This window comes from Fusibacter sp. 3D3, from assembly GCF_001748365.1.
Classification (GTDB): Bacteria; Bacillota; Clostridia; order Peptostreptococcales; family Acidaminobacteraceae; genus Fusibacter_A.
On the sequence record NZ_BDHH01000010.1, the window covers coordinates 109,764 to 133,915 of the forward strand.

At 37.9% G+C, this 24,152-nt stretch carries 23 protein-coding genes; 17 read left to right on the plus strand and 6 right to left on the minus strand.

The genetic code is table 11. The annotated features are described in order from the left end of the window. Positions 1-11 precede the first annotated feature (11 nt). Positions 12-818 (plus strand): 3'(2'),5'-bisphosphate nucleotidase CysQ, encoded by an 807-nt coding sequence (cysQ, locus tag F3D3_RS12680; RefSeq protein ID WP_069874444.1) that lies wholly within the window; start codon positions 12-14, stop codon positions 816-818. A gap of 13 nt (positions 819-831) precedes the next feature. Further along, positions 832-1,353, plus strand: coding sequence for a cob(I)yrinic acid a,c-diamide adenosyltransferase (locus F3D3_RS12685; protein WP_207645378.1), 522 nt, complete (start codon positions 832-834; stop codon positions 1,351-1,353). Between the two features lie 146 nt (positions 1,354-1,499). Here F3D3_RS12685 and F3D3_RS12690 read toward each other — a convergent pair whose 3' ends face one another. Next, the gene (locus F3D3_RS12690) at positions 1,500-2,750 is read right to left on the minus strand and encodes a hypothetical protein (protein WP_069874447.1); all 1,251 of its coding nucleotides are present in this window, start codon (positions 2,748-2,750) and stop codon (positions 1,500-1,502) included. 145 nt (positions 2,751-2,895) lie between these two features. On the opposite strand from F3D3_RS12690, the gene F3D3_RS12695 reads away from it, so the two are divergent. Next, entirely contained in the window at positions 2,896-3,555 is a 660-nt protein-coding gene (locus tag F3D3_RS12695) for a HutD family protein (protein WP_175438369.1), read from the plus strand. A gap of 106 nt (positions 3,556-3,661) precedes the next feature. Here F3D3_RS12695 and F3D3_RS12700 read toward each other — a convergent pair whose 3' ends face one another. The 4 genes from F3D3_RS12700 to F3D3_RS12715 form a co-directional block, all read right to left on the minus strand. Next, on the minus strand, positions 3,662-5,542 hold the full coding sequence (locus F3D3_RS12700) for a HAMP domain-containing sensor histidine kinase (RefSeq protein WP_084389007.1): 1,881 nt from the start codon (positions 5,540-5,542) through the stop codon (positions 3,662-3,664). Further along, on the minus strand, positions 5,526-6,215 hold the full coding sequence (locus tag F3D3_RS12705; protein WP_069874451.1) for a response regulator transcription factor: 690 nt from the start codon (positions 6,213-6,215) through the stop codon (positions 5,526-5,528). Before F3D3_RS12705 ends, F3D3_RS12700 begins: the two co-directional genes overlap by 17 nt. Before the next feature lie 252 nt (positions 6,216-6,467). Then, positions 6,468-6,971, minus strand: a complete 504-nt coding sequence (locus tag F3D3_RS12710) for a DUF4342 domain-containing protein (RefSeq protein WP_069874453.1) — start codon at positions 6,969-6,971, stop codon at positions 6,468-6,470. A gap of 114 nt (positions 6,972-7,085) precedes the next feature. Next, positions 7,086-7,592 (minus strand): hypothetical protein, encoded by a 507-nt coding sequence (locus F3D3_RS12715; RefSeq protein ID WP_069874454.1) that lies wholly within the window; start codon positions 7,590-7,592, stop codon positions 7,086-7,088. A gap of 189 nt (positions 7,593-7,781) precedes the next feature. Here F3D3_RS12715 and F3D3_RS12720 point away from each other — a divergent pair, with 189 nt between their 5' ends. The 4 genes from F3D3_RS12720 to bioB all read left to right on the plus strand — a co-directional run bounded on the left by F3D3_RS12720 (position 7,782) and on the right by bioB (position 11,747). Next, complete coding sequence (locus F3D3_RS12720) at positions 7,782-8,858, plus strand: carbohydrate kinase (RefSeq protein WP_069874456.1); 1,077 nt, start codon at positions 7,782-7,784, stop codon at positions 8,856-8,858. A 4-nt stretch (positions 8,859-8,862) separates the two neighbouring features. Then, a complete protein-coding gene (locus tag F3D3_RS12725) occupies positions 8,863-9,783 on the plus strand; it encodes a pseudouridine-5'-phosphate glycosidase (protein WP_069874457.1) in 921 nt (306 codons plus the stop codon). Positions 9,784-10,217: 434 nt separating this feature from the next. Then, on the plus strand, positions 10,218-10,787 hold the full coding sequence (locus F3D3_RS12730; RefSeq protein ID WP_069874459.1) for a biotin transporter BioY: 570 nt from the start codon (positions 10,218-10,220) through the stop codon (positions 10,785-10,787). 3 nt (positions 10,788-10,790) lie between these two features. Continuing rightward, entirely contained in the window at positions 10,791-11,747 is a 957-nt protein-coding gene (gene bioB, locus F3D3_RS12735) for a biotin synthase BioB (protein WP_069874461.1), read from the plus strand. Here bioB and F3D3_RS12740 read toward each other — a convergent pair. After that, positions 11,738-12,274, minus strand: coding sequence for an HD domain-containing protein (locus tag F3D3_RS12740; RefSeq protein WP_069874462.1), 537 nt, complete (start codon positions 12,272-12,274; stop codon positions 11,738-11,740). The genes bioB and F3D3_RS12740 overlap by 10 nt on opposite strands. 371 nt (positions 12,275-12,645) lie before the next feature. Between F3D3_RS12740 and F3D3_RS12745 the strand changes: the two genes are divergently transcribed. The 10 genes from F3D3_RS12745 to csaB all read left to right on the plus strand — a co-directional run bounded on the left by F3D3_RS12745 (position 12,646) and on the right by csaB (position 23,828). Beyond that, a complete protein-coding gene (locus tag F3D3_RS12745; RefSeq protein ID WP_175438373.1) occupies positions 12,646-14,739 on the plus strand; it encodes a ribonucleoside triphosphate reductase in 2,094 nt (697 codons plus the stop codon). 243 nt (positions 14,740-14,982) lie between these two features. After that, a complete protein-coding gene (locus tag F3D3_RS12750) occupies positions 14,983-15,696 on the plus strand; it encodes an anaerobic ribonucleoside-triphosphate reductase activating protein (protein WP_069874466.1) in 714 nt (237 codons plus the stop codon). 134 nt (positions 15,697-15,830) lie between these two features. Beyond that, complete coding sequence (gene acpS / locus F3D3_RS12755) at positions 15,831-16,208, plus strand: holo-ACP synthase (RefSeq protein ID WP_069874586.1); 378 nt, start codon at positions 15,831-15,833, stop codon at positions 16,206-16,208. A gap of 4 nt (positions 16,209-16,212) precedes the next feature. After that, positions 16,213-17,763: a bifunctional ADP-dependent NAD(P)H-hydrate dehydratase/NAD(P)H-hydrate epimerase gene (locus F3D3_RS12760; protein WP_069874468.1), complete on the plus strand. Its 1,551-nt coding sequence runs from the start codon at positions 16,213-16,215 to the stop codon at positions 17,761-17,763. A 105-nt stretch (positions 17,764-17,868) separates the two neighbouring features. After that, a complete protein-coding gene (gene alr / locus F3D3_RS12765; protein ID WP_069874469.1) occupies positions 17,869-19,038 on the plus strand; it encodes an alanine racemase in 1,170 nt (389 codons plus the stop codon). A gap of 257 nt (positions 19,039-19,295) precedes the next feature. Next, complete coding sequence (locus F3D3_RS12770; protein ID WP_069874471.1) at positions 19,296-19,535, plus strand: hypothetical protein; 240 nt, start codon at positions 19,296-19,298, stop codon at positions 19,533-19,535. A 1-nt stretch (position 19,536) separates the two neighbouring features. Next, on the plus strand, positions 19,537-19,893 hold the full coding sequence (locus tag F3D3_RS12775; RefSeq protein WP_069874473.1) for a type II toxin-antitoxin system PemK/MazF family toxin: 357 nt from the start codon (positions 19,537-19,539) through the stop codon (positions 19,891-19,893). A 175-nt stretch (positions 19,894-20,068) separates the two neighbouring features. Further along, on the plus strand, positions 20,069-20,572 hold the full coding sequence (locus F3D3_RS12780; RefSeq protein ID WP_069874475.1) for a hypothetical protein: 504 nt from the start codon (positions 20,069-20,071) through the stop codon (positions 20,570-20,572). A 12-nt stretch (positions 20,573-20,584) separates the two neighbouring features. Then, on the plus strand, positions 20,585-22,750 hold the full coding sequence (locus tag F3D3_RS12785) for a DUF5693 family protein (protein WP_069874476.1): 2,166 nt from the start codon (positions 20,585-20,587) through the stop codon (positions 22,748-22,750). Further along, the gene (csaB, locus tag F3D3_RS12790) at positions 22,743-23,828 is read left to right on the plus strand and encodes a polysaccharide pyruvyl transferase CsaB (protein WP_069874478.1); all 1,086 of its coding nucleotides are present in this window, start codon (positions 22,743-22,745) and stop codon (positions 23,826-23,828) included. Before F3D3_RS12785 ends, csaB begins: the two co-directional genes overlap by 8 nt. The last annotated feature ends 324 nt before the right edge of the window (positions 23,829-24,152 follow it).

The following is a 24,152-nucleotide window of genomic DNA, read 5'->3' on the forward strand; positions in this document are numbered from 1 at the left end:
AGGATGGGCTTATGAAATGTAAATTAGAATTAGAAGCTGCGATTGAAGCGGCAATGCTTGCAGGAGAAAAGATACTTGAAATTTATACAAAAGATTTTGAAGTTTGTTACAAATCTGATAAATCTCCAGTGACAGAAGCGGATATTGCTGCAAATGTAGTCATAGAGGCTATCCTTAGAAAGCACTTTCCCTCTGATGGCTTTTTAACTGAGGAAGCTGTTGATGACGACTCGCGGTTTACACAAAAGCGCTTTTGGATCATTGACCCCTTGGATGGCACGAAAGAATTCGTCAAAAAGAATGGTGAATTCGCAGTGAATATTGGATTAGTTCAAGAGGGTGAAATTTTATTAGGGGTTGTTTATGTGCCGAATACCAAAACACTTTATTATGCAGTTCGTGGCTACGGCGCGTATCAAGTGTTGGATCAGGTAACTCAGCGCATTCATGTTTCTGATCGAACAGCTTCATTTAGACTCTTAATCAGTCGATCTCATCCATCAAAGAGGACTTTGAGCCTTTTAGAGGCTTATGATGACCAAATTCATACCGTCACCAAGATGGGCAGTTCACTGAAAGGATGCTTAATCGCAACTGGGGCGTATGATGTGTATTACAACTTTGGACGCTCTATGAAATGGGATACTTGTGCAGTGGAGTGTATTGTCAAAGAAGCAGGTGGCATTTTCATGAAGCTAGACGATCGTCCCATTGACTACATGGAAGAAAATAAGGTCAATCATGGTTTTTATATCATCAATAGAAGCGAGAACAAAGTCGATGTTGAACAATTGAAAGCATTCGTTTCTCATAAATAGCTCAATCTGGAGGATTACGATGGAAAAAGGGTACATTCATATTTATACAGGTGATGGCAAAGGCAAGACGACGGCTGCTTTTGGTGTGGCGTTAAGGACAGCGCTTTTAGGGAAAAATGTCTTTATCGGACAGTTTATTAAAGGCATGAAGTACACTGAAACAAAAATATCTGAGTATTTGCCTCAAATTGAAATTGTACAGCTCGGTGAAACTTGCTTTATTGAAAAAACGCCTAAAGAAGAAGATGTCGATAGAGCTGTGCAAGGCTTAAAGCTGATGCGAGAAAAGTTGATTTCAGGACAATACGCTTTGGTGATCTTCGATGAAATTTCCATTGCGCTGTACTATAAACTGTTTAGTGAGGCAGATTTAATTGCTGTTTTAAATGAAAAACCATATGAAACGGAAGTGATTTTAACAGGACGCTATTGTTCGGAAGATTTGATTGATCTTGCAGATCTGGTTACAGAAATGAAAGAGATTAAACATTACTACCATCAAGGCGTCCTTTCGAGAGCGGGTATCGATTGTTAAACGGGCACATCATTTACAGATAAACTTCATATACAGAAGTGGAGGCTATCATAAAAGCCGATTTACCACAGAGCAGTATGACGGTTAAAGACTATTGTCTCGAGAAAAACCTAGAATTCTCTGTGATAAAAACGGCTTTAGAAAGTCTAATGGAGTGAAAGAGAGGCATTTGTAGTTTTGAGACCTGTGAGTTTGCCTATGGGAAAAACATAGAATTGGTTGAGTTCTTTAACATAGAGCATTTCGTAGATTTTGGGATTGATTTCACGGGTTTCTCCAATGATATTATATCCTAGGGCATTTGCATTAGCTGCGGCCCAGCCTCCAAGATTTGAAGTGTCCTCACTGACAATAACCTCTATATCAGCATCGATCATATAATCTGTGGATGAAAAAACTTGTGTGTTTATTGAACGGCGATTTTCATTGGTTTCAATTCTTGCGACGATATCGATTGGAAAAATAGGATCAGTTGCATATAACGCTTGTTGAAGATCTCCCCCACGGCAATTGGACAGATCGTATACGAGTTTATCAAATTGACCCTCATATTGATTTAAATCTCTGTAAATATTACCAGAGAGCCCATAAAAAAAAGCGTTAAATTTCAGAGTGAGCACGCGGTTTTCTAGTGTAGCAGTGTATTCAGGTGCAATCAGTTTCCGATAAGCAGATTCACAAATTGCATCTTCCCAGTCGAAAACAGCAAATTCAAGCACATTATCTCGACTCACTTTAGCGCCACCGATCTTTTCAATATAGGCGGAATAGAGAATCTCAAGTGTATCAAGAGGTTCGTCTGTATCCGCTTTTCCCCTTGTCACGGCAAGCATTGAATCTATCTCGGAATACTTGAGTGCAGTTTCATTGAGAAATTGGTATTCATTTTTCTTGACCAAAAGATCAGCACTTTTGGGAAGATAGACAGCTTTATAATAGAACATGCCAAATGTTGTGGAAAACAGGATAATTATAATCAAATTGATCGGTGTTATACGTCTTTGTATACTGGTCGTCATATGATGGTATGTGTATTTTTGAACAGTTCTGTAGAGTAAATAAGCCACAATAAAAAATAATGGAAATAGGACACTTTTAAGTACAATGGCACTTGTTTTAGAAAAAACCACAGTGATGATTAAAAGTGTTAAACACGTTAGAAAAGTAATAGAAAGCCCTTTCACACCAGTTGCATCAATTTGTTTTTGGGTGTCATCTATGTAACTTTTTTTCTTGGTGGGTTTAAAAAGTTCTTCAATGAAAACGACGCAGGTTAAAATCAATGCAACCGGAAATGCATTTGCGAAGAATAAATACCCGCCCTGAGTATCAAAAAAAGTAAACACAAAGAGTGAGATTGTTAAAAATATGATGAGAAAATGTTTTGTGAATGTCATACGTACCTCCTTTTTTAATATAACATGTATTCAAATCCATGTAAATTTTAAAATTGAGGTTCCCTTATTTGGATTTTCACGATAAAATAGAATTAAGAGAAAAAGAGGGATAATGCGTGTAGCGGGTAATTTTTGGGGGGATAATATGAAATATCATTTGATCGAAAAGGCACATCAAAAAAAGACAAACTGGTCGGGCGGAGAAACAACAGAAATCTTTATTTATCCTGAGCATGCCAATTATGCTGAAAGACAGTTTTCTTGGCGTGTGAGTAGCGCAACGGTTGAAAATGAAGAATCAGAGTTCACCCCTCTCTATGGCATCAAACGTTGGATTATGCCATTGGATGCACCTCTTTTGTTGAAACACAGAAATCAACAAAAATTATTATATGAGATTTTAGTAAAACCTTATGAAGCCCATTGTTTCAAAGGCGATTGGGATACAAAGAGTATTGGGGTAACACGTGACTTCAATCTCATGTTGAGAGAAGGTAGTTATGGTATCTTGAAACATTTCAAACTCGCAAAAGAAATTGATGTTGATATAGAATCCATATTTCCAGAGATATTTGACAATAGACTCGTTTTGATAGACAAGCTTTTTACGCTGGGGGTTTATTGCATTGCAGGACAGTATCGCGCACATCTGGGAGACTCTGATATTCCTGTGAAATCAAGCGAACTTTTACTTGTTGATAATGATTCTAAAATGATTCGTGAATATAAAACACTCAGTGTAAGCCAACAAAATGTCAATTTTTTAGATTTAGTCGTTTTTTTTGTAGCATATGATGCAGAATAAGAGGATTGAACGCATGATTTCAAAAGACAATAAAAGGATAGGCCTCATTAAGGATTTTACGTCTTAAGGAGGCCTGTTTTTATTTGAATCACTTCAGATGGATGTTCTAATTGGAAAACTGTTCTATGGGTACTTTTGAGATTGGAAGCATGATCGTAAAAGTAGTGCCATGATTGAGTTCGCTATCCACGTGGATGGCACCACCGTGTTGTTCAATGATGATTTTAGCAATTGACAGTCCAAGACCTGTTCCGCCATGTTGGTTATCTTTCAGCTTTGTTCTAGATTTATCAGCTCGATAAAATCGGTCGAAAACATGAGGTAAATCCTCTTTTGAGATGCCGATGCCGTTATCTGAGAACTCGACAACGTATTGACTCTGGGTGGCGCGAAGTGAAATTTTAATTTCACCTTCTTCAGGTGTATATTTAATACTGTTATCTACAAAAATCCTCAATGCTTGTTTAAGTTTGTCAATTGAACCGTAAATAAAGAGATTCTTATCGATATTTTCTACAATGGCATGTTGTTTATCAATGAGGTTTGTCTCTTTGGCGATTTCACAGATCAGATCTGATAAATTGAATTCGGCAAGATCCATTTTTAGAGCGCCTTTATCATTTCGCGCTATAAACAGTAAGCTCTCCACTAAACTGTGCATGTTTTCAGTTTCGCCAAGAATAGCTTGAATACTCTCTTCTAAAATAGCGGGATCATCTTTACCCCAACGATTGAGCATGCCAGCATAGCCTTTGATAACAGCGATAGGTGTTCGGAGTTCATGAGAAGCATCGGATACAAATTGTTTTTCACGTTCATAACTTTTCTGTATGTCGTCTAGCATTTGATTAAAAGTAAGTGCAAGATCTTTGAGTTCATCTTTGGTGCCACTGACATTTAAGCGCGTGCTTAAGTTGTTCACAGACATATCTTTCACTTGATCAGTCATGACTTTAATGGGTTTTAAATGTTTTCCTGCTAACTTTGAAGCGGAGAGGATGGAGGATAACATCAGCACAAAACCGAGCACAACACCAATGGGTAAAGTTGCCTCTATGGTCCCTCTGGATTTATTCATGTTTTTACCGAGGACGAAATAACGGGTCACCCCAGTAGCGTTCATATATTTTCCAGATTGATAAAGCGTGGGAAAGTTGGGGAAATCTTTAAAATCATAGGGCGCATAAGCCATGGCAGTATCATAATGAACACTTTGCTCTGTATTTTTAAAAATCAGATTCTTGTGCGCATCATAAAAATAAAAATAGAGGTCTTCACTGGCGATATAGTGAGTGACCACCGTGTCATTATAGACAAAACCGTCTTGAAGTAAACTTTGAATATACACCTCATTTTTTGAAAGCGATCCTTGAGTTTGATAATATAAAAAGTAAGAGAAACTCAAATAAGAGGTCGCAAATAAGAAGGCGATGAGAAAAATAACTCTAAAAGTATAGCCCAAAGTAAGTTTAAAGGTGATGTTGAATCTCAACAGAGAAATAAAACGATCATAGGATTTTGCCATATAGGAAGGTTCTGAGATTTCCACCGCTATAGGCACTGAAACTGCTTTTGGAGCTACAGTTTTAACCTTTGTAATAGCAGATTCTTGCTTTGAATCTCGAGCGTCCGATTTATTTTTTTTGTTGTTTTGAGTTTGCTTTTTTTGCTTTTTAAGGGTGCGTTTATATTTTTCCTTCTCAAGATAGGCTAATCTTTGCTTTACAATTTCTTCTGAAGCTTCATGCTGCTTGCTTTTTTTGCGTGCTTTTCTTTGATCTTGATAAGATTCAGTATCGCCCTTGTGATTGCTATTGACTTTGATTACAATAGGTGTTGAGTTTGGAACGCGCTTTTTTGAAGGCGTGCTCGGCTTGACGAAACGATTAGAGCCCGTTGTATCGCCATGCCCACTTTTAGGCTTATTTAACCCTGAATTAGGTCTCGTATTAAGTTCTTCAACTTGGTTTTTACTTATGATCTTCATCTTTAAATAAATAACCTACCCCTCTAACGGTGTGAATGAATTTCGTCTTAAACTGATCGTCAATTTTACTTCTTAAATAACGAATATACACATCGACGATTTTTGTCTCTCCAAAATAATCATAGCCCCAAACTTTATCGAGTATTTGCTCTCTGGAAAGGGCTATATTTCTATTTTCAGCAAGATAATGCAACAAATCAAACTCCGTTTTTGTAAGTTCGATGGTTTTTTCGCTGTATGAAGCGGTATATTGATTATAATCGATTTTAAGATTACCTGAGACAAAAGTATTCGGTGGAACAGCGTTCAAAGCAGGTGCTTTTCTAAAAATTCTTCTGATGCGGGCAAGCAGTTCTTCTATTGCAAAAGGTTTGGTCATATAATCGTCAGCTCCAAAATCAAGCCCCATCACCTTATCCATTGTGTCATCTTTGGCGGTGAGCATGATAATGGGAATTTCAGAGTTGAGTCTAATGCGTCTACAGACTTCCATGCCATTGAGCCCCGGTAACATAATGTCGAGCACAATGAGGTCAAATGAATCCTCAAGCGCACGTTCTAATCCAGTTCGGCCATCATGAACCGTTTGAACTTCAAAGCCTTCATGTTGCAATTCTAATTCTATAAATCTTGCGATTTTAACATCGTCTTCAACAACGAGTATTTTTTGCATATTTTTTCCTCCCTAATTTATGTAAAGCAGAGTCACTTTGTTTTAATATAGCATTATTCAGACTAGATTAAAAGGGGGAGGGCTTTGAATCTTGCTGTTTATAATCATATTTGAGCCATCTTCGATGTCTCAAATCGATTTTCGCTGACACCTTTCGGCTCAAATCTTATGATCTACAATAAAATCCCAGTTCATAAGAGTGTCAACTCATAAGAACTGGGATCAACGCTTCATTATAAAGAGAGTGTGTTTTTAAGAACGTCTGTCCTCAGGCTCTTTTTCCACAACAGTTTCTTCATCGAATTTGAAAGCATCTTCAACTTTAACCTTGCTGCCTTTTGGGTCGAGAATGACGATTTTGTAGCCAAATACGTAAGGTAAAACCAAGAGAATGAGTGAGATTGGTAAAGTCAACAGAATGATAATAGCGGCAACTGTTAATGGAATATCTAATACTTTTTTACCTTTTTTACCGATTACAAAACTTGTTTTGTGCATTTTATCAAAGAACTTTTTCATATCCTCGAAAAAATCATTTTGAGGTCTCTGATGACATTGCTGTCTATGATGTCTATACTCTTGTCTTAGATCTCTATTGCCATTTGAATTTTTTGGACCTGTTTTATGGGCATCTTCTAGGTGAATCAGGGCTTCAACCATATCTCCATCAAATTTTTCAAGTGCCTCTTTAGCTTCTTTATAGCTTATGTTTGCTCTTTCCATGAGCATATCAATTTTTTCTAAACTTACTGACATAATAACGCCTCCTTAGGTGTTTTCGTATGAGTTACATTATAGTGCTTAATCCTTAATGATGTACCAAATTTCGGTTAGAATTTGGATAGAATTCTCATGGGTCTCAAAAGGGTTTTATTCATTTTCCTCAAATTGAGATTTGATAATTTTACCGATATTTTTATCTTTCTTACCACTGGTTTTTAGCAGAACATTAAAACCGAGAAAGAATGGCAAAGCCAATGCGAGTAATGAAAATGGTAAAGTGAACCAAGCCACTAAAATCACAATGATGAGCGGTAATTCTAAATAAATTTTAGAATCCTTCTGCCATGCAATTTTCATGTTAAGCAATTTTTTAAAGATCTTTTTAGCGGTTGCACCCAAAAAACGCATTTGTGTTTTAAAAGCTTCGGATTTCCATTCAAGTTTAATTTCAGCTTCTTTATCGGATTTGGACTTTGAATTTGGAGTCTCGGCATTCGAGTTTTTGGCAGTTTCGGATTTGGAGTTCTGAGCTTCAATTAGGATAATGGCTTCTATCACATCGCCGTTTGAGGCTTGTAGTGCATCACTTGCTTCTTTGTAAGAGCAATGTGTGCGGTTGATAATTTGATCAATTTGATCTAAAGTGTTTGACATTTGAGGACCTCCTTTGTCAACTTTCTAACTTAATTATAGGAAACTTGTATTAATATAAAACCAAGAGAAGGTTAGAAAATAGGAAGAATTCCATGAAATTTTTCACACCAGAGGTTTACAAGATCCAATAAATATTGTATTATAAACATATGCTTATAAAACAAACTATAGTTTACACAAGGAGGTATTGTGACAGATCGTGAACAAGAAATTCTTGAAATTATAAAAGAAAATCCAATGATATCACAGGAATCACTCGCTCAAATTCTCAGTATTCAGCGTTCTTCTGTGGCGGTTCATATTTCTAATCTCATCAAAAAGGGCAAGATCAAAGGAAAAGGTTATATTGTATCTGAAGAACCCTATGTGGTGGTGGTGGGCGGTTGTAACATGGATATTTCAGGTCGCCCAACGCATAAGATGATTCTCCATGACTCCAATATCGGACAAGTTCAAACTTCCACAGGGGGCGTTGGTAGAAATATTGCAGAGAATTTATCACGGCTAGGCGTATCGGTTAAAATGATATCTGCTGTCGGCAATGATGAATTTGGTTCTGTAATCTTATCCGAGCTGAACACACTAAAAGTGGATACCAATGGTATTATGGTACATCAAAGTCAACCGACATCGACCTATTTAGCGGTTTCAGATGAAACGGGTGATATGCATGTGGCGATTTCTCAAATGAACATTGTAGATGAAATCTCGGTGGCCTATATTAATGAATTTCACCATGTGATTGAAAATGCAGGGTGCCTTGTGATGGACACCAACTTAAAAGAAGATGTTCTACAATTTATACTCAATAAATATGCTCATAAAAAAATATTTGTGGACACCGTGTCCACGGCTAAAGCGATTAAAGTAAAAGGATTGCTCGATAAGATTTATTTTTTAAAGCCCAACTTGCTAGAAGCTGAATTGCTTTCAGGTTATCCGTTAGAACAGTCAGACCTCTCGTTATTCTTAAAGACATTGCCTGTAAAAAAAGTAGCCATAAGTCTTGGCGAACAAGGTGTTTTGGGAAGGGATGAGGTTGAAATTGTGAAGATAGCCACCCCGAAGACAAAGATCGTCAATACAACAGGTGCAGGAGATGCGTTCATGGCAGGGATGGTTTTCTCTGAAATTAAGCAGCTCCCCTTTCAAGAAGCGCTTAGATTTGCCATGAGTTGTGCGACACATAATATAGAGCAAACAGAAACCGTTTCAAAATCACTTAATGAATCTATTATAATGAACCTTATTAAAGAAAGGATGTAAAAACATGTTTGATAACAAAATAGATATTCACCCAGAGGTTGCTAGAGCACTTTCAGAAGGAAAACCAGTGGTCGCACTGGAATCTACGATTATATCCCATGGCATGCCATATCCTCAAAATGTGGAAACCGCACGTGAAGTGGAAAACATCATTCGCGCAAAAGGGGTGGTTCCCGCAACCATCGCGATCCTCAAAGGGCGTATTAAAGTAGGGCTAACGGATGAAGAACTTGAATACTTAGGGCATACAAAAGGGGTTGCAAAAGTTTCCAGAAGAGACATGCCCTTTATAGTTGCTATGGGAAGAGATGGTGCGACAACAGTTGCTGCAACTATGATCTGTGCAGATTTAGCCGGTATCAAAATATTTGTAACAGGGGGCATCGGTGGTGTGCATCGTAATGCACAAGAAACCTTTGATATTTCAGCAGATTTAACAGAACTGGGTCAAACCAGTGTCGCTGTTATTTGTGCTGGGGCCAAATCAATCTTAGATATTGGGTTGACATTAGAGCATCTTGAAACATTAGGGGTACCTGTTATAGGCTATCAAACAGAAGAATTGCCTGCATTTTATACCCGAAAAAGCGGTTTTAATGTGGATTATAGAATTGATGATGCGAAAACAATTGCAGAATCCCTTCACGCAAAATGGACGATGGGTTTAAAAGGTGGCGTAGTGATTGCAAATCCGATTCCAGAAGTCTATCAAATGGATTTTGATGTCATTACAAATGCCATTGAAACGGCGTTAAGAGAAGCAGATGCAAATGGCGTTAAAGGTAAGGAAACAACCCCTTTCTTACTGGCGAAGGTGAAAGAATTGACTGGAGGGGATTCCCTCGACGCCAACATTCAACTGGTCTACAATAACGCAAGAATAGGTGCTGAAATTGCATTTGAATATTCAAAATTACATGGTTAATTATAGTTGATAAGCCTAAAAAGCGCTTTTCAGATTTGATCTGAAAGGCGCTTTTTTTAAGATAAATCATTAGTTCTCGTCCAGCAAAGAGCAGGAGTGTTCAACCTGCGCTTTGCGGTTAGACGAGAACGTGTCGGGTAAAACGAAGTTTTAGCAGACAATGATTATTCATTAGTTCTTGTCCAGCAAAGAGCAGGAGTGTTTAACCTGACAATGATTAAACCGTATGATTGTCAACTTGAAATTCAAATAGGTTGACAAACGTGCGATTATCCTTTACAATCATTTTAGCATTAGAATCCCTTTCAGTGCCACTCTATAAGCACATCGACTAGATTCGCGCTTATAAATAGCTGAAAGCATTTAAGTGGATGAGTTGCGTAAAGTCAATTTAATCTCCATGGATTGTCAACTAAATTAAGGTGAGGGATAATATGAAAACGAGAGATATGATTTTAATTTCTTTATTTGCAGCTTTAACTGCAATTGGTGCTTTTTTAAAAATTAATATTGGTGCAGTACCGTTTACCTTTCAATTTTTCTTCTGTGCCTATGCGGGTGTTTTTTTAGGCTCAAAAAAGGGCGGGTTATCACAGATCATCTATATCGTCATGGGGTTGATTGGAATTCCAATCTTTGCAAATGGGGGTGGCATTACTTATATTTTCAATCCGACATTTGGGTACTTGATTGGTTACTTTGTCTGTACTTTCACGATTGGCTATATAACTGAACGGATGACAAAGATTACCTTTCCAAAGATATTAGGGGCTGTTCTTTTGGGGCTATTCTTTACTTATCTCATTGGAGTGCCTTATCTTTACATGATTATCAAGCTTTATCTTGGGAAGGGTGATTATACAGTTTACAGTGCGCTTGCAGCAGGATTTTTACCTTTTATCATACCCGATGTGATCAAGTCTGTGATCATAGCATCTTCTTCTTTATTGGTATTGCCAAGACTTAGACAGGCAGGTTACACAGCGCATGTCGAAAAGGCATAAAAAATGATAAAAAAAATAGAACGTAGAATTTTACAGGGGGATTCCATTGACCGAAGCGAAGCTGTGTCACTTCTGGATGATGCAGTTTCACTGAGTGCTCTTATGGCATCGGCCAATAGAATAAGAATTGAACGTGCAGGCAATAAGCTGGCATTGTGCTCGATAATCAATGGCAAAAGTGGTCAGTGTTCAGAAGATTGTAAGTTCTGTGCGCAATCTGTTCACTATGAGACAGGTGTTGATACTTATGAGAAAATGTCGATTGAAAGCATTGTTGAAACTGCAAAAACACTAGAGCATGAAGGCGTGCATCGCTTTTCTATCGTAACGAGCGGCAGGGCACTGCATGAACGCGATTTGAATTGGCTCTTAGAAGCTTATCGAATCCTTAGACAAGTAACGGCTTTAGAGCTCTGTGCTTCGCATGGCATGTTAACACCCCAGCAAGCTGAAAAACTAAAGCAAGCCGGCGTTAGCACATATCATCATAATCTTGAGACTTCAAGAGCACATTATAAAGCGGTATGTACGACACATTCATACGAAGAGCGTATTGAGACCATTAAAAGCTGTCAAAACGTGGGGTTAAAAGTGTGCTCAGGCGGTATATTTGGTATTGATGAAACCGATGAGGATCGTATTGAAATGGCTTTTGAACTCAAGAAACTGGAGATCAAGTCAGTACCCGTTAATTTCTTGATGCCAATCCCTGGAACGCCAATGGCATTAAATCAGTTGCCTTCACCAGAGTGCATTTTGAGAATGCTGGCGATTTACAGAATGATTTTACCAGAGGCTGAGATTAGATTTGCAGGCGGGAGAGCTTATTTAGGTGAACTTGCGAAAAACGGTTTTCAAGGTGGGGTCAATGGAGCGTTATCTGGAAACTATTTGACCACCGTTGGCAACACCATAGCGCAAGATATTGAACTGGTTAAATCGCTTGGCTTCTATTTATAGAAGACAAGTGATACATAATGATTTAACTGCTTGTATAAAGGATGATAGCTTATGGGGTGCAATCTTTCTAGAATCTCTGAGTAGTACCACTTTTGAGCTTCAAATCCAGCATTAAAGCGATCCCAAAGGTCATCTCCTAAAACATCAAGATTACGAAAAATACTCATGATATTGGTGAGTTTATCAACACATACAATGAACAGCACATCAAGCGGCGCCTCTTGGATCTGAGCGAGATATTGCACTTTGCGCTCATGCCAAGTAAGACTCTTGTCATTTTCAGAACAAAAACCAACATAAGTTCTGACAAGCTTTCCAAATTTAGCTTCGATCATATCAAGTGTCATATCCGTATCTTCCACGGTATCATGTAAAATCCCTGCACAAATGACCTCATCGGACATCCCGTATTTTGCCAAGATCATACCCACTTCAAGAGGATGTGCCACATAGATGTCCAAATCCAACTTTCTAATTTGATTTTCATGCGCTAAGATAGCGGTGTGAATTGCATCGTATATTGTCATAAAAACCTCCTAACGGTGATTTGTTGCCAAGTGTTCTATTCTGATTAAATAGATCATAAGATTTGAGCCGAAAGACTTGAAGCGGAATGTGTGGCCGCTGAAAGGTATCAGCGAAAATCGGTTTGAGACATCGAAGATGTCTCAAATATGATTTTAGCATAGTTTTAGCAGAATGACTATTCCCAAAATACGTGATAAGTCAAGTAAAATATAAAAAATCCATCTAAAGTCTCATTTTTAAAAAAACATCAAAAAAACGTTAATTTCACCTATATATTGTGTATAATAGAGTGAGTGGACACAGCATATAGTTTTGTAAATGTGCTCAAAACCTTAGTATTGCTTGTTAAGGGGGCGATTTTTTGTATTCGATGATTGAAAAGAGAAATGGGGCGTTAAAGTCGTTTGATCGACATAAAATAGAAGCGGCAATTTTTAAATCTTTAGTGGTGACGAAGCCCTCAAGATTGAGAAAAGATTTGCTAAAACTCTCAGAAGTGGTGACGGATTATGTTTTGCTCTATTTAGAAGAAAAACAAATAAAAACATATCCTAAAGTAGAAATAATTCAAGATGCGGTTGAAAATATCTTGATGAAGATGGGCGAATATGAAACGGCAAAAAGTTATATTAAATACCGTTTTGAACATAAAAAGCAACGTGAAAACAAGAAAACGGCAATGGATATATTAGCGCTATTTGGGGATTATATAGGCCAAAATGACTGGCTTGTCAGAGAAAATTCAAACATGAGTTATTCGTTACAAGGCCTTAACAATCATATCATTTCCAAGGCATCGAAAGCGTTTTGGCTACACAATGTCTACTCGGAAACGGTCAAAATATCCCATGAAGAGGGTGCCATTCACATTCATGATTTGGGTCTTTTGTCGACTTATTGTTGTGGTTGGAGTCTTGAAGATTTATTGCTCAAAGGTTTTGGTGGTGTTCCTGGGAAAGTAGAATCTGCTGCAGCAAAGCATTTTGACACCGCTTTACTTCAACTGGTGAATTTTATCTATACAGTTCAGGGCGAAGCGGCAGGTGCACAAGCGGTGTCTAATTTTGACACGCTTTTAGCGCCATTTGTCAGAGTGGATCAGTTATCCTATAACGCTGTTAAACATGCTATGAAAACTTTTGTATTCAATATGAACATCGCAACGAGAGTGGGGTTTCAAACGCCGTTCTTCAATATTACGATGGATAAAGAAGTGCCCTCAACACATAGAGAAATGCCTATTATCATTGGTGGAAAACATCTATATGAGCAAGTATACGGAGATTATCAACACGAAATGGATTTGATCAACAAAGCATTTTGCGAAGTGATGATGGAAGGTGATGCGAAAGGTAGAATCTTTACCTTCCCGATTCCAACCTATAACATTACAGATGACTGGGAATGGAACAATGACGTAACAGATAAGATTATGGAGATGACTGCTAAGTATGGAACCCCTTACTTTAGTAATTTTGTTAACTCAGATTTAAATCCAGAAGATGTACGCAGCATGTGCTGTCGCCTTAGACTGGATAACAAAGCCCTTATTAAACGCGGTGGAGGGCTATTTGGAGCCAATCCTAAAACAGGGTCCATAGGTGTTGTCACAGTAAATATGGGACGGATCGGATATCTTTCAAAGACCTATGAAGAACTTTTAAATCGTGTGGAACGCTTGATGGAGATTGCAAAGGATTCACTTGAAGCAAAAAGGAAAGTTCTGGAAGAGAATATGCTTAGAGGGCTCTATCCCTATTCAAGATATTATTTAGAAGAAGTCTATCAAAATTATGGCGAATATTGGCATAATCATTTTGCGACTATTGGACCAAACGGCATGAATGAATGCATACAAAATTTCACTGATGGCAGAGATAATATTGTGACCACTCAAGGTCGAGAAATGGCAAAAGCGATTTTAGATCATATGAATGAGGTACTTATAAGGTTCCAACAGGAAACAGGCCATCTTTATAATCTTGAAGCGAGTCCTGCTGAAGGTGCTGCTTATCGCTTTGCAAAAGCAGATAAAGCATTGTATCCCAACATTATAACGGCTGGGGGCGATGTGCCCTATTATACGAATTCGACTCAACTCCCCGTTGGGTTTTCGACGGATTTATTTGAAGCCCTTGACTATCAAGATGATTTGCAAACCAAGTACACTGGTGGTACAGTTTTTCATGGTTTTATTCCAGAGAAGATTCACTCGATAGAAACGGTAAAATGTATTCTTCAAAAGGTCACTCGAAATTATAAACTTCCTTATTTCACCATTACACCGACCTTCAGCATATGTGAAGATCATAAGTATATCGCAGGTGAAGAACACACTTGCCCAACTTGTGGAAAACCAACAGAGGTTTGGTCTCGTGTAGTGGGATATCACCGCCCAATTAGTTCTTGGAACGATGGGAAACAATCCGAATTCGATGAACGCGTCGCTTTTTCAAATTTTTAGAGAAAATATGGAATTTTATGTGGCAACTCATAGAAAAATATTATCTATAAATCAAAGCGTATACTCAGTCCGCTTCGCTACCTTCGTAACACTTGCACAATCCTATCGGATTGCATTCAGTGGGCGTTTGGACTCCCACTGAATTAGGCATATGAACCCCCACTTTGAGAAGTGGGGGACATCTCCTCAAGGGTTATAATAAGACATATGATTTAGACTGAACATCGATTAGAAGGAGTCGTTATGGCATTAAAACACATAAAATTCGAAAGCTTTTTAAAAACTTCATTTATTGATTATCCAGATTTGATTTCTAGCGTTGCCTATTTTGGCAAGTGCAACTTCAAATGTCCCTATTGTCATAACGGGGACTTAGTTATGAGATCCAGTGAAAGGGTCAATTCCGAAGACTGGCTTTTACATTTGCAAAAAAGAAAAGGTTTAATTGACGGAGTCGTTATATCCGGTGGTGAACCTTCAATGAATAATGACATTTTACCTTTGTTAGAAGCACTCAGAAAGCTGTCCATGAAGATTAAGATCGATACAAATGGCAGTAATCCAGAATGGCTTGAAAATATCATTGAACATCAGTTGGTGGATTATATTGCCATGGACCTTAAGAATACACCTTCTAAATATGAGGCGACTGCAGGCATAGCACATTTTGACAATCAAGGACTCTTTAAAAGCATTCACACGATCATCCAAAGTGGTGTAAATCATGAATTTAGAACAACACTTATGAAGGAATTCCACGAATTAAGTGATTTAATAGAAATGGCAACACTTATAAACGGGAGTGAGCGCTACACTTTACAACAATACGAGTATAATGAGAAACAAATTATAGATCACCCCTTTACTGCGTATTCAGCAGATGAGATGAATCATATGAAAGCTCAAATTCAACCTTTGCTTAAAGGGACACACATAAATGTCATCAGTAAATATTGATTTTATAGTCAGCACTTTGTGGGTAAACTTTAAACCGCCAACTGCTGATTTTTTATTTTAGAGATATTGACGGCTAAAAGTGAAAAGCGTATAATGATACATTGTTAGAAAACTAGGAATGAGTGTGGAACATGATAATTAAGGGTAACGGTGTAGACATCGTTGAAATTGAAAGATTCAAAAAAATTATAGAAGAGAAACCAAAGTTTTTGAAACGTTTCTTTACGGCTTCCGAAAATGAGTTTTTTGAGAAAAAACAGATGAAAGCAGAGACGATTTCTGGAAATTTTGCAGCTAAGGAAGCTGTTTCAAAGGCGTTTGGTACAGGTGTAAGGGGATTTAATCTTGTGGATATTGAAGTGCTTAGGGATGAATTGGGTCAGCCTTATGTGAATTTATACAATGGTGCCAAGGCGATTGCGCATCAAAAAGGGATTGAGACATTGATGGTTTCAATTTCACATTCAAATGAAAATGCGATTGCATTTGTCATCGCTGTTGGGGAGGCGTGAAGTCATGAAAATCGCAACGGAAAAGGACATTAGAGCCATTGATTTGAAAGCGGTAGAAAAGTATCAAATACCGCAAATGGTTTTAATGGAAAATGCAGGTATTGCACTTGCGGAAGAAGTAAAAAAACATGTCAATAAGCATAGTAAAATCATTATTGTGGTAGGCATGGGAAACAATGGTGGTGATGGCTTGGTCTGTGCGAGGCATTTACACAACGAATCGTATGGGGTTAAAATATTCATGATTGGCAATCTTAAAAAGTTGTCAGAGCACGCCAATCGCAATTTTGAAATAATTAAACATTTAAGCATAACCGTGGAAATGATCAATGACATCGGAGGCGTTAAAAAACTGGGTAAAACGATCGCCTATGATGATGTTGTGGTAGATTGCATATTTGGAATTGGCATCACGAAAGATGTGGAAGGGGTTTATGAACTTGCGATAGATGAAATAAATGAATCCAAGGGCTATATCATTTCGTGTGATATTCCAAGTGGTATACATGCCAGTGAAGGGCTCGTCATGAAAACTGCAGTTCGTGCGCATAAAACAGTTGCACTTTGCCTTCCAAAAGTAGGAAATATAATGTACCCAGCTGCGGAATACAATGGCGAACTGGTTGTAAAAAAAATAGCGATTCCAAAAGAACTCATTGCGGAGATGATTATACCGCTTGAAACCATATCGCATGAAATGGTCAAACAGATGATTCCAAAGAGACCTAAAAATTCTCATAAGGGCCTTTATGGCAAGGCAAGCATAATTGCTGGATCTTTTGGAATGACAGGGGCTGCAATCTTGTGTGGTAAGAGTGCGCTTAGATCAGGCGTAGGTTTATTAAAACTGATCATCCCTGAATCGCTTCATGCGATCATCACTACAAGTGTTCCAGAAGCAGTGACAGTACCGCTTGCGGAGACGCGTAAGGGTGTTTTTGGGATAAATCAAGTGGAAAAATTAGTTCAAACCTGCGATACGGCAGATGTAATCGCGATTGGACCGGGTTGTGGTCAAAATGCTGAACTGAATGAAATATTGAGGCACTTGGTTACTTTAGTAGATAAACCTGTTATTATTGATGCAGATGGCTTGAATACGCTTGCCAGAAATGTCGATGTGCTCGGTCATAAGAAAAATGAAGTTGTGTTGACGCCGCATCCAGGTGAAATGAGTCGATTGACAAATTTACCACTTGAGGTGATTAATCTACACCCTATTACAACAGCGAGAGATTTTGCTAAAAAATGGAAAGTTATTGTGGTGTTAAAAGGCGCAAGGACTGTGATTGCGTTGCCATCTGGGCAGACTTATATCAACATCAATGGAAATCCAGGGATGGCAACTGCAGGGAGTGGTGATGTTTTAACAGGCATTATAACGAGTCTAGTGGCTCAAGGACTTAGTCCAGAAAAAGCTGCAGTTGCAGGGGTTTATATTCACGGCTATTCAGGTGATCTCATGGTGAGTCAAAAAGGTGAATATGGGTTGATCGCTGGAGATTTGATCGAAGGGATTACTCAAGCTTTCAAACATCTCGAACTGGATGTTTAGCACACAAAAAATCGTTAAAATTCAATAGTCAAGTTAAAAAAAATGGATTAAAATAGTCTTGGGACTGTTTTAGTCTATTTTTTTAACTTGATATTAGGGGGGCATATGAGTCAAAATACTTTAACGAGACCTGTTTGGGCAGAGATAAACTTAGATGCATTGGCATATAATATGAGAGCGGTCAGAAAGTGTATAAAACCTTCAACTTTGGCAAGTGCAGTCATCAAGGCAGATGGATATGGTCATGGGGCGGTACAAATTGCAGGCGTATTGCTAGATAATGGGGCAGACCGTTTGGCTGTAGCGACACTTTCAGAGGCTGTTCAACTCAGACGCGTTTATGGGGATACAGAAATTATGATATTGGGTTATACACCTAATGAAAATGCTGAAGAAGTCATTGGAAATGGATTGATTCAAACTGTATACCATATCGAACAAGCCGTTTTTTTGAATCAAAAGGCAATGGAAATGAATCGAAAATTAAAAGTACATGTAAAATTAGATACGGGCATGAGACGTATTGGCATGGCGATTACAGAAGAAACTGTGGCTCAAATTATAGAGATGACTACTTTTTCACATCTTATTATAGAAGGCTTATTTACGCATTTTGCAGTGGCTGATGAAACGGATAAAGCTTTTACACATACACAAGTTGAGCGGTTTAAGTGGGTGGCGGATAGGCTTGAAGCGCAGGGCGTAAGCATTCCTATAAAACATGTAGCCAACAGTGCAACCATCATTGACTGTCCAGAGTATCAATTTGATATGGTGAGAGCGGGTATTATGCTATATGGTTTATACCCGTCAAAGGATGTGAATCATAAGGCCGTTTCTTTAAAAGAAGTGATGTCGCTTAGAGCACAAATCTCACATGTGAAATATGTAGAAGCGGGAGAGGGCATCAGCTATGGTTTGATTTATAAAACGTGTGAAAAAGAGCAGATCGCAACTTTGCCGTTGGGCTATGCAGATGGATTTGCTAGAGGTTACACGGGCCTCGCAAAGGCAATTGTCAAAGGTAAAATCAAGCCAGTCATTGGGCGTATTTGCATGGATCAATGTATGTTGAGTGTCACTGGGATCGATGTAAATGTGGGCGATGTTGTGACTTTATTTGGAACTGAAGGGACTCAAGTGATTTCCATTGATGAATACGCGGATATGATTGGTACGATCAATTATGAGGTGGTTTGTATGATCTCTAAACGTGTTTTGAGGGTTTATAAAAAAGAGGACAAAATTGTAGCTGTTATAGATTATTTAAGATAATAAGGTGATTTTTATGGCGATTTCTTAGATTTTATGATAAAATGTTCAGTAGATAGAGACATATAAATGTAAAATGGGTTACGGGAAGCTAAAAAAAAAATATTTTGGGCAATTTTTTTGGGAGAAGAAGGGCTAAATTATACAATGTTTATGGATTCTTAAGACATTAAATTGTTTTATTTAATGTCACAAGTGTAACATAAGCTGAGAGAAATTGTTTAGATACAAAGGGTATCGTTAACAATGGGGGTTTTGTGATGAAAAAAAATGCTCAGTACAATTGTGAATCCTTTGGTGCGTACACCTTTTTTTTGAAAAATGTAGCATTAAAAGCACACAAGAAGAATGCTCTGAAAAATTGTAAAGCCTACGAGGCAATGCGTGTTGGCTACGAAATAATGGCTCAGATTAATTTAGAATTTTGTGAATCTGGGTTGATAGATTACTTATCTGCGTTATCTATCTTTGAATCAAAGTTGAATGGAGATGATAATTAAGGTGAATATTAAAAGAGGCGACGTATTTTTTGCAGATTTATCACCTGTGCGTGGTTCCGAACAAGGTGGGCAGAGACCCGTTTTGATCATTCAAAACGATATCGGTAATAAGTACAGCCCCACAGTGATCATAGCAGCGATTACAGCAAAAATAGCAAAAGCAAAATTACCGACACATGTTGAAGTGCAAGCTTCTCAAGTAGGCTTGTTAAAAGATTCTGTAGTTTTATTAGAACAAGTGAGAACGATTGATAAAACGCGATTGATTCAAAAACTTGGACATCTTGAAGAAGGTGTCATGGTGGATGTTGATAAGGCCTTGGTCATCAGCCTTGGTCTATATGAGGAAGATGCTTAAAATGCCTGTATATTTTTTATATACAGGTTTTTTCCTGTTGTATACATTGTATGGACATTTTGTATACCTTTTTTCTTGTTTTTTGAGGAACATGTTTTGAAATATAGCATGATCCATTCTCGTATGTTAAAATGATTGGTGATAGTGAATAAAATAAAGCGCTCAGGAGGCAGCAATGACATTTAATAAAAATCTGGTTATAGGTTTAACGCTTGGCATTTTTATTGGTATGCTAGGAATCGCCCAAGCAGATGGTACCGCGGGAACCACAACAGATCCTCTTGTTACTGTAAGTTATATGGAAATGAAACTTAAGGCGTTAGACGACAAATACTTAACAGAAGTAAATGCTTTAAAAACTCAAATAGAGCAAATGAATCAAGGTGGTAGTTCTACCACTGGATCGCAAGTGTTTGAAATCATCAGTATTCCAAAAGGCAATGCCGTTTACTTTGCAGATAGTGCTGAGTTTATAGTGCGGGTTGGCAATGCCAATGTGATTGATCCCAACGCAGTGGGCATCCCAGATTTAACAGAAGGTAGCAAAGTGTTAAATGGTAAAAGGGTCCCAATTGACCATCATATGCTTGTACCCAGCAATGATGGTAGAGGTATTTTGACAACTGAGGACTGCTGGATGATGATTAAGGGCAATTATACTATGATTTCAAATAATTAACGTGGAGGCATCATGAACTTAAAAAAGAAAATATACCTTATCTTATTTGTGATAAGTTTAATAGCAACGGGGACTATGCTTTTGAGTCGTATAAATGTTGAGAATCAGGCGAAAACTGTGGATATCGTTGCAGATTATTATGAATTTTCGCTCTTTGCAGATCAATTAGAAATATCTGATGAAGAAATGTTTAAGACGCTTTCTGAATCGGGTATATCCAGTGTTGCGCTTTCAGAAGACTCGCTTTACAGTTTAGTGAATGAACAAAAACCAATAGAGTACGATTTGCTTTCTAACGTGAAAAAAGATTTAGAATGGAAAACGCTTTATGACGGTCGAGCAGCTACTTTTCTCGAAGCCGATGAGAACAAGTATGATGTCGTTGTCAGAACTTATGATCAAGCGCTCTTTGAACGATTATCAGAAGCCATAGAAGCACGTTATGATATTGGCTTTTATGAATTTTTTGATGAAGAAGTGAATACGATTGTATTGAAAGGGACTATAGAGGATCTATACTATACAGAAGACAGCCGATATAAAGACATACTTGCAAAAGGTGTAAAACTCCCAAGAGTTGAAGTTTCATCTGCACTTGAGGACATTGGATTGGGATTCGATCCAGAAAAGATCGAAATTATAAAAGCGAGTGGATTGCCCATTAATTTGAGACCTATAAACTTTGGGAGATCAAATACAAATATCGCTAAAGCTTATTTTGATGATGTTGAAAAATATGGGGAAGAACCCATGGAAATCATATTTGGCGGTAAGTCGGTTTTGGGTTTTGAAGAAGATGTTAAAAATTACGATCCACTTTTATACGAAACACTCGTTGCTAAAAATGTGCCAATTGCTTTAATTGAGTCCTCGCTCCAAAGAGGTCATTCTGAACAATATGGGTTAACTCAACTGGCACAAGATCTCAATTACAATGTGGTGCGCGTTTTTCCTGTGATTGAGTATATTCAGCAGAGATATGATTATTTAGGCTATTACAAGGGTTCAATTGAGATTGAGAATACCCTTTATAGAGCCATTACAGAACGTAATATTAGAGCGGTCTATTTTAGACCTCATAAAGAGACTAATTTTACTTATTACGAAGTGTTAGACGATTACAAAACGATGTTTGCTCAATTGGAGGCGCGTCTTGAACCCCATGGTATAACACTTGGCAAACCCAGCGTCATGCCTTATCATACGGTTTCGCCATTTTTATTGATGTTGTCAGCTTTTGGCCTTTTAATTCTAGGATTGATTGCGCTTAAATTGATCTTTGATATCAATGAACGATTTGAATGGGTCTTGTTTGTTTTGGGAATGCTTTTTATTCCTGCCAGTGTATTCGTCATTCCAAATCTCAGTGTGGAGCTTTATGCTTTTGCAGCGGCCAATATATACCCAACAATAGCCATTATTTTCTTTATAGAGTATATCAAAGATATTTTGCTGAGTACAAAATATTATACTTTTAAAGGTATTATCGTGAAGGCAACCGTTGGCTTGACAGCAATTGTAATGCTGTGTTTGATTGGGGGGCTCACAGTAGGCGCAATTATGTCTAGATCAGACTACTTGGTGGAAATGAGTTTTTACAGAGGCGTTAAAGCGAGTCTGCTTCTACCGATGTTCCTTTTTGTAGCGGTGTACATCATTAAATTGGGTTATAGACGCAATGTGCATGATCTAGAGGAAAATACTTTCTTTATACAAGATCTCAAAGGCTTTTTACTTGAAAATGTGAAAGTGTATTACCTTGCAATTGCAGCGCTACTTGGCATTATTGTCTACATCTACATTGCGAGATCAGGCCATGAAACTAATGTTGAAGCCTTAAACATAGAAATTATTTTTAGAAACTTTTTAGAAAATGTTATGTTGGCAAGACCGAGGACGAAAGAAATTTTAATGGCATTTCCAGCATTTACAGCAACTGTATATTTAGCGTGTAGAGGCTATCAGCGCATTTTATTTCCGTTTGCCTTGACCGCTATGATTGGCTTTACCTCCGTGGTAAATACGTTCTGTCACTCAAGAGCGCCAATTTATTTATCCACAGTAAGGGAACTCTTATCTTTAACAATGGGTATTGGTATTGGTATAATTGTACTTGTGGTATTAGAAATTATCAATCGCATCTATGTTGCGTATTTTGGGAGCAAAAATTATGAATAAAGTCGTGATCTCGGGCTTTTATGGATTTCACAATATTGGTGATGAAGCTATTTTATTAACCTTGACAAAAAAGTTGAAAGAGATAAATCCTAATGTTCAAATCACTGTATTATCTAACAATCCAGTAGAGACCATGCAGAAATTTGATGTTAAAGCTATTAATAGAAGTGATGCTTTAAAAGTGGCAAAGGTCATTATGCAATGTGATGTGCTTTTAAGTGGTGGCGGAAGTCTTTTACAAGATGTAACCAGTGCAAGGAGTATCCATTATTATCTCAGTATCATTAGAATGGGTTTGATTTTCAGAAAGAAAGTTTTTCTCATAAGTCATGGGGTTGGTCCTCTAATCAGAGCATCCAATAAAAGACGTGTAAAACGTGTGCTCAATAAAGTGTATTGTATTACCGTAAGAGATATCAAATCCTATGAACTCTTGATGTCCATAGGGGTAAAACCTGAAAAAGCAAAAGTGACAACAGACCCTGTTATGGCATTAGATTGCCAGACCCTTGATGAAGGCAAGCACATCATCGATAATCTCAATCTAAAGGACCCCAGTCGTAAAAAATTGGCGATTGCCATTAGACAAAAGGATTTTAGAGATGATGCACATCGTGATTTGCTCGTTCAAATGGCAAATCGCCTCGCCAAGAGATATAATGTGATCTTTGTGCCATTCTACTATAAAAATGATACAAAGATTTTTCAAGACATCCATGATAAAACCGATGAACATGTTTATTTTATCATTGATAAGTATAATTCTTTGGCTTTCTTGAGTCTTATTCAAAATATGGATATACTCGTGGGTTCAAGATTACATTCGCTTATATTTTCGCTTGTTGCAGAAGTTCCCTTTGTGGGCATCAGTTATGATCCGAAAATTGAGAACTTCCTTGAAACCATTCAAATGGCACCAATATGCAGTATACATGATTTTAGGCCTGATGCCATAGAATCGGAAATTACAAGATACGAGCAAAATTACGAAACGGTTAAAGCACAGGTTATTCGTTCAAAAGCAAGCTTGATTAAGCTACTTGAGGTAAACGATGAAATATTAAAAACATTGATATAACCCTTGGGGAGATGAAACCCCACTTTAAAAAGTGGGGTTTCATCTCCCTAATTCAGTGGGAGTCCAAACTCCCACTGAATGCAATCCGATAGGATTGCGCAAGGGTTACGAAGGCAGCGAAGCGGACTGAGTATATATTAGGATTGCAAGGGTTACGAAGGCAGCGAAGCGGACAGAGTATACATTAGGATTGCAAGGGTTACGAAGGCAGCGAAGCGGACAGAGTATACATTAGGATTGCAAGGGTTACGAAGGCAGCGAAGCGGACAGAGTATGAACTTGTGAACCCGTAAGAATTGAAGGCGCAAGGGTTACGAAGGCAGC